Annotated in this window: 10 protein-coding genes and 1 pseudogene; 5 read left to right on the top strand and 6 right to left on the bottom strand. The window is 62.3% G+C overall.

Annotated features, from left to right (window positions below; translation table 11 throughout):
- Positions 1-86 precede the first annotated feature (86 nt).
- Positions 87-1781, bottom strand: a complete 1695-nt coding sequence (gene ilvD / locus ACIPUD_RS33155; protein ID WP_446482307.1) for a dihydroxy-acid dehydratase — start codon at positions 1779-1781, stop codon at positions 87-89.
- A gap of 78 nt (positions 1782-1859) precedes the next feature.
- Positions 1860-2843: an ABC transporter substrate-binding protein gene (locus ACIPUD_RS33150; protein WP_085349537.1), complete on the bottom strand. Its 984-nt coding sequence runs from the start codon at positions 2841-2843 to the stop codon at positions 1860-1862.
- Positions 2844-3008: 165 nt separating this feature from the next.
- Between ACIPUD_RS33150 and ACIPUD_RS33145 the strand changes: the two genes are divergently transcribed.
- Complete coding sequence (locus tag ACIPUD_RS33145; protein WP_446482306.1) at positions 3009-3935, top strand: NAD(P)-dependent oxidoreductase; 927 nt, start codon at positions 3009-3011, stop codon at positions 3933-3935.
- Between the two features lie 15 nt (positions 3936-3950).
- On the opposite strand, the gene ACIPUD_RS33140 is transcribed toward ACIPUD_RS33145, so the two are convergent.
- The 4 genes from ACIPUD_RS33140 to ACIPUD_RS33125 form a co-directional block, all read right to left on the bottom strand.
- Complete coding sequence (locus tag ACIPUD_RS33140) at positions 3951-4502, bottom strand: flavin reductase family protein (RefSeq protein ID WP_446482305.1); 552 nt, start codon at positions 4500-4502, stop codon at positions 3951-3953.
- Between the two features lie 9 nt (positions 4503-4511).
- Entirely contained in the window at positions 4512-5741 is a 1230-nt protein-coding gene (locus tag ACIPUD_RS33135; protein WP_085394662.1) for an acyl-CoA dehydrogenase family protein, read from the bottom strand.
- 185 nt (positions 5742-5926) lie between these two features.
- Positions 5927-7195, bottom strand: coding sequence for a CaiB/BaiF CoA transferase family protein (locus ACIPUD_RS33130; RefSeq protein ID WP_446482304.1), 1269 nt, complete (start codon positions 7193-7195; stop codon positions 5927-5929).
- A 509-nt stretch (positions 7196-7704) separates the two neighbouring features.
- Entirely contained in the window at positions 7705-8004 is a 300-nt protein-coding gene (locus tag ACIPUD_RS33125; RefSeq protein WP_085384722.1) for a hypothetical protein, read from the bottom strand.
- A gap of 351 nt (positions 8005-8355) precedes the next feature.
- Between ACIPUD_RS33125 and ACIPUD_RS33120 the strand changes: the two genes are divergently transcribed.
- The 4 genes and pseudogenes from ACIPUD_RS33120 to ACIPUD_RS33105 all read left to right on the top strand — a co-directional run.
- The gene (locus tag ACIPUD_RS33120; protein ID WP_085394664.1) at positions 8356-8547 is read left to right on the top strand and encodes a hypothetical protein; all 192 of its coding nucleotides are present in this window, start codon (positions 8356-8358) and stop codon (positions 8545-8547) included.
- Positions 8548-8629: 82 nt separating this feature from the next.
- Entirely contained in the window at positions 8630-8974 is a 345-nt protein-coding gene (locus tag ACIPUD_RS33115) for a response regulator (RefSeq protein ID WP_085384639.1), read from the top strand.
- A gap of 244 nt (positions 8975-9218) precedes the next feature.
- Entirely contained in the window at positions 9219-10757 is a 1539-nt protein-coding gene (locus ACIPUD_RS33110; protein ID WP_446482303.1) for an FAD-dependent monooxygenase, read from the top strand.
- Positions 10758-12057: 1300 nt separating this feature from the next.
- Positions 12058-12433: pseudogene (locus ACIPUD_RS33105) on the top strand (hypothetical protein); the annotation flags it as partial.

Genomic DNA, 12433 nt, shown 5'->3' with positions numbered 1-12433 from the left:
AGGCTTGCTGAACATCCTCCGTCAGCGACGCGAGCTTAGCAAGAAACTTGCCAGACCAACGGCTTTTTGGGGCCAGCTTCGCGGCGTCATCCGAACCAGGGCCATTCTGCCGGGCCCTCATGCGTGACGGCTCCGCCCGGTGCCTGGCCAACCAATCGCGCATATTTGGCGAGGGCACCGGCACGGTGACGAGGCGGACGCGGCTTCCAATCGTGTCGGCGAGCAGCGAGTTCCTGCTCGTCGATCAGCATGTCCATCCGCCGGTTCGCGGCATCAATCCGAATCCTGTCGCCATCGCGTACCAGCGCCAGCGGACCGCCGACGAAGGCCTCGGGAGACACATAGCCCACGCACATTCCGCGCGTGGCGCCGGAGAACCGTCCATCCGTGATCAGGGCCACCTTCTCGCCCATGCCCTGGCCATAGATCAGCGCGGTGACGCCGAGCATCTCGCGCATGCCGGGGCCGCCTACCGGCCCTTCATTGCGGATCACAAGCACATCGCCCGCCTTGTAGCTGCGGTCGCGAACCGCTGCGACACAAGTTTCTTCGTCTTCGAAGATGCGCGCCACGCCTTCGAACAACTGGCTCTTCAGCCCCGCGACCTTGATCACCGCACCATCAGGGCAGAGGTTTCCCTTCAGCACTGCCACACCGCCATCTGGCATGATCGGCGCGCGAGCCGCGTAAACGACCTTTCCGTCAGGAGGGTTGGCGGCGCCATACTCTTCGGCAAGTGTACGGCCCGTGATCGACAGGCAACTGCCATCAATATGCCCGCTCTGGATCAGCTCCCGGATCACCACGGCAGCGCCGCCGACGTCGTAGACATCCTTCGCCGTATATTTACCTCCAGGCCGCAGGTTTCCGATCAGCGGCGTCCTGGCAAAAACCTCGCCGACATCGTCGATCGTGAATGCGATCCCGGCCTCGTTCGCGATCGCCGGCAGATGCAGCGCAGCATTGGTCGAACCGCCCGTGGCAGCCACGATCGCCGCACCGTTTTCCAGGGATTTCCGCGTCACGACGTCGCGCGGCAACGGTCCGCCGCGCTCCAGCATCTCCATGATGAGGCGACCGGCCCGCCTGGATATCTGCGCGCGCTCGGCATAGACACCTGGCACCATCGACACGTTTGGAATGGTGAGGCCCATCGCCTCCGACACCATCCCCATGGTGTTGGCAGTGAATTGGCCGGCGCACGCGCCGATGGTCGGCAGGCAGGCGCGCTCGATCCGCTCGAGCGTGGCGCGGTCGATCTCTCCGGTCATGAAGCTGCCGACAGCCTCGTAGGAGTCGAGCACGGTGAGGGTTCGCCCGTCTACGCGGCCCGGTAGCGCGCTGCCGCCATAGATGAAAATAGCCGGCACGTTACAGCGGACCATGCCCATCATCACGCCGGGAAGCGTCTTGTCGCATCCGCCGTATCCGATCAGCGCATCGTAGGCGAGACCATGGACGACGGCTTCGATCGAGTCGGCGATCAGCTCCCGCGAAAAAAGGGAGAACTTCATCCCTTCGTGATTCATGCTGATACCGTCGGAAACCGACACGGTCGAAAACTCGCGCGGCGTGCCGCCGGCCTCTTCGATACCGGTCTTGGCCGCTGCGACCTGAAAGTCGTGCGTCATGTTGCAGGGCGTCTGTTCGCCCTTCATGCTGACGACGCCGACCATCGGCTTGGCAATCGCAGCGTCGTCGAGCCCCATGGCGCGCATGAACGCGCGGTGCGGAGCCCGGTCGAGGCCATCCGTCGTGATCCGAGATCGGAGCTTCTTCATACGTGCATCTTCTTCATGCAACGTCCCGCATCATCCCGGACGCCGCGACCTCTTCGCTCGGATCCTTCGTTCAATCGCCTATTGTAGCGGAGCGACGATCGTCGGATGCTTGAATTGCGCGACGTCCAATTTTGGCAGCATCCCTGTCTCCGCGTAAATGTCCAGCATCTTCTGGATCGCGGGGAAATTCGGTGCCGCGCCCGGATCGCGGCCGAAGTCGTTGTCCTTGAGCAGATAGGTCTCGAGGACCGGAATGGGTGCCTTCAGGACTTCGTTGACGACCTTCAACGTCTCATCACGGTTGGCCAGCGCTTTCTTCATGCCGGAGGTAATGTCACGCACGTAAGCCTTCACCAGCTCCGGGTTCTTGTCGACGAAATCGGCACGGCAGGCTTCCAGGATGTGCACGATGTTCGGCATCGCCTGCGACAGCGAGAACAGTTTGCGCGTGCCGCCCTTTGCCTCCGCGCGCGCGGCAAACGGCTGGTTCATGTTGACCGCATCGACGCGGCCCTGCCGCAACGCATCTTCGGAGACGGCAAAGCCGACCTCGACCAGCTTGATGTCCTTGGCCGGATCGATGCCATTCTGCTTCAGCAGCAGATTGAACGGGCCTTGGGTGCCGCCGCCGATCACGGAGATTCCGACCGTCTTGCCTTTGAGATCGGCGATCGTCTTGATCGGGGAGTCGTCCATGACAGCCCAGTAGACCGAGAAACCACCGGCCTTCTCGAAGACATGCTGCGCCACGATGTAGGCCTTGAGGTTGCCGCCAACCACGCCGTTGGCGAGCGACAGCGGCGCCTGGGTCGCGCAATCCAGCGCGCCCGCCGCCAACGCCTGCGTCATCGGAGCGGTGCCCTGAAACTGGGTCCATTCGATGTTGTAGGCCTTGCCGATGTTGGGAAACTCAGCCGGGCGGCGCATCATCCAGTATTTGGATTCCTCGGCCGGAATCGTCCAGCCGACGCGAATTGTCTGCTGTGCCCATGACGAGCCTGCGCTCGCGCTCACGGCCGCCGCCGCCCCCAAAGCCAGGATCCACTTCGAAACGGTTCGCATCGTGCCCACTCCGCTGCCCGGGCGCCGACCGGCGCCATCCAACCCGACCGCGGCAAATGTTTCATGGTTCAAACAATCAAGCAAGCCATGCAGGGGGGCGGTTTCGTCGTGAGTTACGCCATGTATGGTAGTGCAGCGTCGCGCGGCGGCAGATGGAGGCAACCTATGGCTGAAGCGAGCAAGACAAACCCGCAAGGCGTCGAGCGGCTCGGCTATCTCGGCCTTGGACTGATGGGGACACCGATGAGCCGGCGCCTGCTCAACGCCGGCCATCAGATCACTGTCTGGAACCGTTCGGAAGGGAAGATGGCCGCGCTCGTCGAGGCGGGTGCCAGGCGCGCAGCCACCCCCCGTGACTTGATGGAGAGCTCCGACATCGTCTTCATGTGCGTGACGGATGCGGCTGCCGTGGAAGAGGTGATCTTCGGGCCCGAGAGTATCTCAACTGCGCCCGGCGCGGGCAAGCTCGTGGTCGACTTCTCGTCGATCCATCCTGACGCCGCACGGGACCTTGCAACGCGATTGTTAGCTGCGAACGGCGCCGGCTGGATCGATGCGCCCGTGTCCGGTGGCACCAAGGGCGCCGAGGAAGGCACGCTTGCCATCATGGCCGGCGGAAAAGCAGGCGATATCGAGCGGGTCCGCCCCTACGTGCTCGCCATGGCACGCAGGTTCACCCACATGGGCCCGACCGGCGCGGGGCAGACCACAAAGCTGTGCAACCAGGTGATCGTCGGATGCGCGATGGCCGTTCTTGCGGAGGCAACACGCCTTGCCGTGAACGCCGGAATCGATGCCAACCGGTTACCCGAAGCCCTCGCCGGCGGCTTCGCGGACTCCATTCCGTTGCAGCTGTTTGTGCCGCGGATGGTCCAGGGCATACACTCACCGCCGCTTGGTCATATCGCTACGATGCTCAAGGACCTCGATACCGTCGTCGACGTCGCGCAGTCGACGTCGACGCCGGTGCCCATGGCCTCGCTCGCAGGACAACTTTTCAGGCTCGCCAAGGCCGCGCGAGGCGCGGATGCGGACGCGCTCGAAATCTACAAGCTTTCGGCGGGGAGCGCTGAACCGTTCACCGCGAGCTGAGCACGCTTGGAGTGACTACTTGCGCTCGTCGGCAAGAAATCGGCCAAACGCACCTCGCGCGAAGAGCAGCGGCTCCTTCGCATTGTAAGTATAGGCCTCGACCGCACCGAGAAAGATCACGTGGTCGCCGCCGTAATAGCGATTGACCGAGCGGCATTGAAAATTGGCGACGCTCTCGGCGAGCACCGGCGCGTTGCCGAGGCCCGGCGTCCAGCCGACACCGGTGAACTTGTCATCAGACGACTTGGCGAATTTGCTCGCAAGCGCCTGTTGCGAAACGCCAAGAACGTTGACCGTGAAATGACTGGCGTTCTGGAAGATGGTCAGACTAGAGGAATAGACGACGAGGCTCCAAAGAACCAGCGGCGGATTCAGCGAGACCGAGGCGAACGAATTGCACGTCAGGCCATAGGGCTTGCCGTCGGGAGCCGCGGCCGTGATGATCGTCACGCCCGTGGCGTAGGTGCCGAGCGCGCTGCGAAAATCGCGGGGATCGATCGGCGAGCTGTCGCTCGCGAGTTCGTTGGCCGGATCGGGAACGGCCGGCTGCTTCGGCAGATCATTCATCGGCCGGCCTCACAGCGTGAGATTCTCGGACGGCAGCCCCAGCGCCACGCGTCCATAATTGGTCCCGGCCGCATCGAAATTGAACGCGAGATGCGAGTTGATCGCGTGCGCATCGCGGAACTGCCGCTGCAACGCGCCCGTCGTGAACAGGCCCCGTGCTCCGCTCGCGGCAAACAGCATCGACACCGCATCCGTGCAGAAGTTTACTGAAAAAGCGCCGTCGCGCCGATATCGGGTCTTGGTCGCCATATCGGGGATATGACCCCGCCTTGCATCCTCCATCGCATTCAGACAGGCCGAGCGCATGATCAGGCGTGCAGCGTCGATCTTCGCCGACGCCTCCGCGATCTTGATCTGGGTGCTTTGAAAGTCGCTCAGCCTGGCGTGGTTGTAGGTGGAAATGCGATGACGGACGACCTCCGCATAATCGTCGAGACACGCCTGCGCGTTCCCCAGCGCGACGCCGGAGAGAACGTAGGGAAACAGCGAGAACACCGGGAGCGCATACAGCGGGTTGGGATTGAGCTTGCTTCCCGGAGTCGGACCGCCGTCAAGATCGCCGACCGCGACTGTCATGTCGTCGGGCACGAAAGCGTCCCTGACCTCCACGTCGCAGGACCCTGTTCCGCGCAGCCCCGCGACATTCCATGTGTCGAGGACCTTGTAGTCGGCTTTCGGCAGCAGAAATATCCGATACTCGATGCCGTCTGCCTCATCGTCGGAGTAGACCACGCTTGCAAGCATGTTCCACGCGCAGGAGGCAACGCCCGAGGAGAACGGCCAGCTGCCGTGGAGCCGGTATCCGCCCTCAACTCGCGTGGCACGTCCGGCCGGAAAAATGAACGAGGACGCGATCAGCGTGTCCGGATCACGACTCCAGACCAGATCCTGCGCCGTCGGCTGGAACATGCCGAGCATCCAATGATGGCTCGCCAGATTGGCCAGATTCCATGCCACCGAGGCGTCCGCTTGTCCGAGCAGGTCCGCGCAATCGATCAAGGCGACATAATCGAGTTCTGCGCCGCCAATGCGCTTGGGCTGAAGCATCCGGAACAGGCCCGCGTCGTGCAGATCCTTCTCGGTTTCCGGCGGCAAATGCCGCAACTCCTCCGTCCGTGCCGCCCGCTCTCGCAGCCGCGGCAGAAGGGCCCGGGCCTTCGCGACCATTGCCGCATGGGCGGGTTCATCGGATTGCACCGCCGCGGGCCGGCCCACGCTCGGCTCTTGACCAGGCGCCATTCATATCCCTCGCTTTATGCATTTATGCGGCGAGACCCTTGCCAAATCAAGCCGAGGCAGCGCTGTCGGAGTATGGTGGTCCTGAACAAGGCGCCGGAAGGATGCGATACCGCGAAGGTGGCGGCATTGCCAAGCCATGATCCGCCAGCCGCGCGAGGCCTGGCCTGTAGGATCGCCCTCCAGGCTCAGCCCGACGTCGAGGGTTTGCCCGATCCGAAGACGCCCTTTTGGGTGAACTGCGATATCCGACGCTCGTCGTAACCCAGCGTATCACGCAAGACCTGCTCCGTGTGCTCGCCAAGCAACGGAGCAGCCACAGGATCAACCGGGCCGGTCAAGCTCATGGCAATCGGCGGCTCGATGTTCGGGACCCACCCCGCCGTACGATGCGGAATCCGGTTCAAGCGATGGCGCTCTCGCGCCTCCGGTGCATTGAACCCCTCCTCGACTGTTCGGAGATAGCCGACCGGAATATTGGCCAGCTTCATCTTGGTCATCCAGTTCTCGAGAGTATCGCTCGCAAAGACCTCCGCGATGGCTGCTCGCAAAAGCTCCTTGTGCTCGGAGCGGGCTTTGCGCGTTGCAAACTGCGGATCGGTGATGAGATCGGGCCTGTTCAGCACTTCAACCACCAGCCGGCGATAGAGCCGGTCGTTCGCGCAGGCCATGTAAAGCGGTCCATCGGAGGCCTCGTACACGCCGACGGTAGGTGAGCCACTCGGCGAATTACCAAACCGACCGGGATTTTCGCCGTTGATCAGATAGGCCATGCCATAGAAACCGGTCATGCCCATCGCGACGTCGAACAGGGCGACCTCGACATGCTGACCGCGACCGAGCCGATCCCGCGCCAACAGCGCCATCAAGATGGCGTTGCAGGCAGACATCCCCGTCGCCATGTCCACGATGGGCGGGCCGGTGCGAACCGGAGGGCCATCGGCAAATCCGTTGAGCGACATGAAGCCGCTTTCCGCCTGCGTGATCGGATCAAAACCGGGACGCGAGGCAAACGGCCCGGTTCGCCCGTAGGCGGAGATTGAGCAATAGACCAGCCGCGGATTGAACGGCGCAACCGTTTCATAGTCGAGGCCAAACTTCTTCATGACCCCGCTGGAAAAATTCTCGACGACCACGTCGGCCTTGCGAATCAAACCCAGCGCAATCTCACGAGCCTCCGGCACGGTAAGGTCGAGCGCGATGCCGCGCTTATTGCGATTGAGGCTCAGATAGGCAGCGCTCTCTCCACCGATCTCGGCGTGTTCATACGCGCGCGTGTCGTCGCCCCCGTCCGGATTCTCGATCTTGATGACGTGCGCGCCGAAATCAGCAAGCGTCTGCGTACAGGCCGGGCCGGCAACCACACGCGTGAAATCGACGACCAGCAGACCATCGAGCGCGGTAGGCGCCCCCGTCGCCCGCGACGAACGTTCCGGCAATTGAGGTTTGGTGGGCATCGACGGCGCTCCCTTACATCGGCTTATGGTTGCCGAATTTCCCGCAGGAGCAAACTTAAAGCCCGGCACCGCTGACTTCGCAAGTCCTTCGCCCGCATCGCTTCAATACGCAAAAAGGGCCCGGCAGCTGTCAAGCTGCCGGGCCCTTGAACGTTCCGTGTTGCGCTTCATCTCGGGCGAACCATTTTTGCGTTGCGTGAATCGCGTTCCGCACCACGGGAAACCTGGCTCCACTCGCTCAGCGAAGCCGCTTTCGCCAGTAAAGCGTATGCGGCCAAGCCCAGGGCACATGGGGCTACTGGCTTATCGCCGTGATAGGCAAGCCACCACGCCCCCTAACTCGAATTGTGGCAAGAGAGCCGCATCGAAGAACGTCAACCGGTGAAGGTCGGCCAATGTATCGGCGATGTCGTCATCGGATGCATCGACGATGCGAATTCTGTACATGAGACCGTCCGGTGGCGAAGGACGACGTGAGTGGAATGCAGCAATGTCGTCGCGGCTGAGGCTCACTTGCCGAGCACGACCTTGACGCTTAGCCCAACGACACCCATCAGACCGGTGGCGATCACCGTAATCACGGCCTTGAGCGTGTAGCTCTGCGCCTGCTCGACGCTCGTTCGCCATCGGCGCAGATGCTGAAAATCCGCCCTTAGCTCCTTTCGATCGTCATTATCAATTCCGAAAGACGCCAGCACCGATGCCACCGTCCGCAATACGATGGCATCAAAGTTCGCCTGCTGAAGCCTATGTTGCTCAGCCAGCATCTCGGCAACCATCGCCCTGACTTCATCATCTGTCATCTTCACCGCTTGATGATCCTTCAAAGTTCTCGAAGCCGCGCGTAGCGAAGTAGGAGACAACCAGATTGGCTCCGGAGACCGCAGCGGCGCGAGCACTGGCCCGGCGCCGTGGGCCGGCACGTTCGCGCGTCCGCGGCCAGCAATGGTACGGCCGGCGGCGCACCAGGTTCGACGAGTGCGTGGCCGCAACGCGCCGCGGCCGTCCGATCTCGATCGAGACGAAAAAAACCCGCGGCGGAAGCTTTCCGCGCGGGTGAACCAACTCGTTTCGATGATGCCATTCTGCCAGTGTTTTCGCAGACGTGTCAAACGAACGAATTCGCTTAAGCCGCGTTAGGCGATCAGGAGGGCCGGCAGATGACGCTCAAGACGACCTCACAAAACACGTCGCCAAATCTTCCTGGACGAAAGCCGCGCAGCGACAAGGAGCGGGACGCGCTAGAAGCCGTCGTTGAGGACGCCGGCGACAAGGACTGCGATCTCGTGAATGGCGAGGGCGGCCCCATCGACCTTCCCACCAAACCCGGCCATTTGTCGAAGGACGATTAGGCCGCTCCGCAGACGGGGGCGCATCTCGCCGGAACTTACGCCACGGCGGCCGCGTTTATTCCTTCAGAAGGAACGTTGTGCGATGAGCCATACCGTACTGGTTGTTGACGACGATCCCAGCGTGCTCGACGTCATCGTTGACATGCTGGAAGATCTCGGCTGCGAAGTCATCAGCGCCCGGAGCGGCCACGACGCGCTCGACCGGCTCAAGCAGAACCAGGATATCTCCATCCTCATCACCGACATCAACATGCCTGGCATGGACGGTCATGAACTGGCCGAGCGGGCCAGGCGAGACCGCCCGGAACTGAAGATCCTGCAATTGTCCGGGCGTGAACCCCGGCGCGACGGCCTTCCCATGATCAGAAAGCCGTTTTCGTTCGAGGAACTCGCCAGCACCATGCAGCGGACCACCGGCATCTGCTGAAGGTCGCAAGCCCAGAAAACCCAAAACAAAACCCGCAGCGGATCGCGTCCGCGCGGGTTGAACCAAACTCTTTTTCGATGATGGCATTATGCCGGTGTTTTGCCCGACGTGTCAACGCGGCGAACGCGGACAAAGGATTCTCTCTCCCCACTCAGATATGTGGTGTGCAACGGGCTTGCTTCAAGCCCCCGACCCTGCCGTAGAACCCTCGACCCGAACACCATCCGACACCGAGGGTCATCATATGCCTGTACTGCTTCCGACGTCCCGGACGCGCGGCCACGCCAAAGGGGCTGGCGCCCGCCACGCGCAACACCAAGTGAAAGACCACGCGGTGGTGATCGCCGGCGCTGGCCCGACCGGCTTGATGCTGGCCGCGGAACTCGCGCTCGCGCATGTCGACGTCGCCGTGGTGGAGCGGCGCGCCGGTCAGGAACTGGTCGGCACCCGCGCCGGCGGCTTGCACGCGCGCAGCATCGAGATTCTCGACCAGCGCGGTGTCGCCGATCGTTTCCTGCGCGAAGGACAGATCACCCAGCTCGCGGGCTTCGCCTGGACCAGGCTCGACATCAGCGACCTCCCCACCCGGCACGCTTACGGACTCGCCCTGCGGCAGAGCCACATCGAGCGCATCCTGGCCGACTGGGTCAGCGAGCTCGCGGTGCCGATCTATCGCAATCGCGAGGTGACGGATTTTGCGCAGGACGCGACCGGCATCGACGTGACGCTCTCCGGCGGCGAGAGCTTGCGCGCGAATTATCTGGTCGGCTGTGACGGCGGCCGCAGCCTGGTGCGCAAGGCCGCCGGCATCGATTTCGCAGGCTCCGAGCCGACGCTGAGCAACCTCATGGCCGAAGTCGAGATGCGGGACGAGCCGGCATGGGGCCTGCGCCACGATGCGCTCGGCTTTCACGGCCTCAGCAAAACCGAGAGCGGGCGCGTGCTGGTGGTCGTGACGGAAGCAACGCTCGATCGCACCGGCGCGCCCGGCCCCCGCGATCTCAGCGAAGCCCTCGTCGCCGTCTACGGTACCGACTTCGGACTCCACAACCCGTCCTGGATCTCCCGTTTCACCGATGCGGCACGGCAGGCGGTGTCCTACCGCAAAGGCCGCGTGCTGCTCGCCGGCGATGCCGCGCATATCCATCATTCCGTCGGCGGGCAAGGCCTCAACATTGGCGTGCAGGACGCCGTCAATCTCGGCTGGAAGCTCGCGCAAGTGGTCAAGGGCCTGTCGCCGGACAGCCTGCTCGACAGCTACCACGCCGAGCGCCATCCCGTCGCCGCGCGGACCTTGCGCAACACCATGGCGCAGATCGCCCTGCTCCGCCGCGGCGAGGACGGCCTCAAGGCCGCGCGTGAGGTCGTGTGCGAACTGCTCGCGATGGACGCGCCGCGCCAGCGTTTTGGCGCGATGATGAGCGGGCTCGACGTGCACTATGATCTCGGCAAAGGACACGCACTGCTCGGGCGCCGCATCCCCGATCTCGATTTGACACTCGAAGGGCGTCCGCTGCGACTATTCACGCTGCTGCACGACGCGCGGGGCTTGCTGTTCAATCTTGGCGAGAAGAATAGCTTCGATACCGCACCATGGGCTGATCGCATCAAAACAGTGGATGTCAAACACGAGGGCGACTGGGAGCTTCCGAACGTCGGACAAGTCGCAGTACCAAGCGCCGTGCTGGTGCGGCCGGACGGGCACGTGGCCTGGGTGAGAGATCAAAGTCATCACGGACTTGCGGACGCGCTGACGAGGTGGTTCGGGGCGCCTGCGGCGTAACGAGAAGCAGTGCACCCGCCGCCGAAACAAACAGCCCACGGTTCGCCGCAGGCTGTTGAGTATCAGGTTTTTGCAACGCGACTCAAGATTCGGATGTTGCGCCGCTCGTCGGCTTCAGGTGCGGCTGCGTTTCCGGGCAAGCCAAATTCCAGAGCCGGCCTTTCCGATTCATAAGCTAGCCCATCGGCGATCCATAGTGGCCATCCGGTGCCCCTACCTGCTTCAACGCGATTTCGACGCCCCTTTCGCGTCCGTGCTCATGCCTCATCCTGCGAACTGCTTTAGAGCGCGGCTGGAACTTCACAATTTCACTCATAGGGAAAATGCCTCTACAGTTTCAAATCAGTTATTCGAGACGCAAAATCCGCGGCGCAAGGCCCGGCGCGGGCGAAAACAAACTCGTCTCGATCATGTTATTCTGCCAGGTTTTGCCCGACGTATCAAATCCATTGGGCTCTATGATGCTATGCTGTCCATCGTTGAGAACTCCCGCTTCACTTCAATAGCAGCCGCCTTGTGCAACCGAAGTAAATGGTGCGACGCGTCCAATAGCGGCCCTTGTTGAGCATCGTTTCGCATGTCTGCTAAGGGCCCAGGCCCTGTGAAAACGGTGAAACTTGAGGCCTACCGGCGCATTCCGCGGCCGCCGGGGCTTTGATGCGATGGGATCGACCTCCTGACAACCAGAAGCTTCATCTAGGCGCTGATTTGGCCGCGAAGAGCCGACCTCATGCCTGCGTCGCCCCCAGCAATCCGCCTATGCCCACGATCATAATCGCTCGCCTGATGTTGTAGGCGAGCACATTGAGCGCCATCTCGATCGCCACCTTTGGCAACTTTCTCGTGAGAAAGTGTGCTGCTCCCATTCACGCGAACGGCCTTGCGACCGGCGGGCCCTTTTAATCCACACGGGAGGCGCAACTAATGCTCGCCGGCAACCAAGCGGTCAACGCATCTTCCACGGGCGCGTTCGGCGACGTGAGGACCATCAAGGCGGCCCAATGCGTACTCGCGTCCCTGCGGCCGGCCCACTTTAAACGATCATCAGTTCCACTAAAGCTTTGCTAACCAAACAATCTTTCAAGGAGAAATTGCCCGTGGCAGAACCGCTCTTTATGAAACTGGAAGTGATTGCTCGTCTAGGTTGATCGCAAAAATGAAGTCGCAGCGCCTTCAAAGACCTCAACAGCAAAAGCGATCGCGTGAAAAAAGACACTATCGCCACGTCGGCCGATCCCGGCCTCTGCATCAGTCCTAACGAGACGTTGCCACGAGCTCGCCGCTTGCGATCGGCCTAGTGATGGTGTGCGGGTTTGCAGGCCTTGGGCTCCGTTACCTCGCCCGGGAGCACGCGACCGACGACGCCTTTCAGTTCCTGATCCCCTGGTATGTCTTTGCTCGCGATCACGGAGTCGCCGGGCTGGCGGAAGCCTTTACCAACTACACGCCGTTCTACAGCTACCTCCTGCTGATTGCCGCCCGATTTGATTGGCTAGGCGAGCCACTTTCCCTCGTGAAAGCGATCTCGGCAGTATTCGAGTTGGGCTGCGCGATCACTGTGGCCCAGATCGTCTGGCGAGCGACAAAGCTGCCGTTGCGAGCTTCCCTGGCCTTCTGCGCTGTCTGGCTTGCACCGACGGTGATCTTCAACGGCGCGGTGTGGGCGGAGAGTGATT

It is taken from the genome of Bradyrhizobium sp. CAR08 (assembly GCF_052871955.1).
The sequence above is the reverse complement of the archived record's forward strand: the minus strand, read 5'-3'. Positions and strand labels throughout refer to the sequence as shown.

Excerpts from the sequence above, each read along its gene's own strand:
- ACIPUD_RS33135 (WP_085394662.1), bottom strand. The coding sequence starts at position 5,741 with ATGGCGCCTGGTCAAGAGCCGAGCGTGGGCCGGCCCGCGGCGGTGCAA.
- ACIPUD_RS33120 (WP_085394664.1), top strand. The coding sequence starts at position 8,356 with ATGACGCTCAAGACGACCTCACAAAACACGTCGCCAAATCTTCCTGGA.
- ACIPUD_RS33150 (WP_085349537.1), bottom strand. The coding sequence starts at position 2,843 with ATGCGAACCGTTTCGAAGTGGATCCTGGCTTTGGGGGCGGCGGCGGCC.
- ACIPUD_RS33130 (WP_446482304.1), bottom strand. The coding sequence starts at position 7,195 with ATGCCCACCAAACCTCAATTGCCGGAACGTTCGTCGCGGGCGACGGGG.
- ACIPUD_RS33115 (WP_085384639.1), top strand. The coding sequence starts at position 8,630 with ATGAGCCATACCGTACTGGTTGTTGACGACGATCCCAGCGTGCTCGAC.
- ilvD (WP_446482307.1), bottom strand. The coding sequence starts at position 1,781 with ATGAAGAAGCTCCGATCTCGGATCACGACGGATGGCCTCGACCGGGCT.
- ACIPUD_RS33110 (WP_446482303.1), top strand. The coding sequence starts at position 9,219 with ATGCCTGTACTGCTTCCGACGTCCCGGACGCGCGGCCACGCCAAAGGG.
- ACIPUD_RS33145 (WP_446482306.1), top strand. The coding sequence starts at position 3,009 with ATGGCTGAAGCGAGCAAGACAAACCCGCAAGGCGTCGAGCGGCTCGGC.
- ACIPUD_RS33140 (WP_446482305.1), bottom strand. The coding sequence starts at position 4,502 with ATGAATGATCTGCCGAAGCAGCCGGCCGTTCCCGATCCGGCCAACGAA.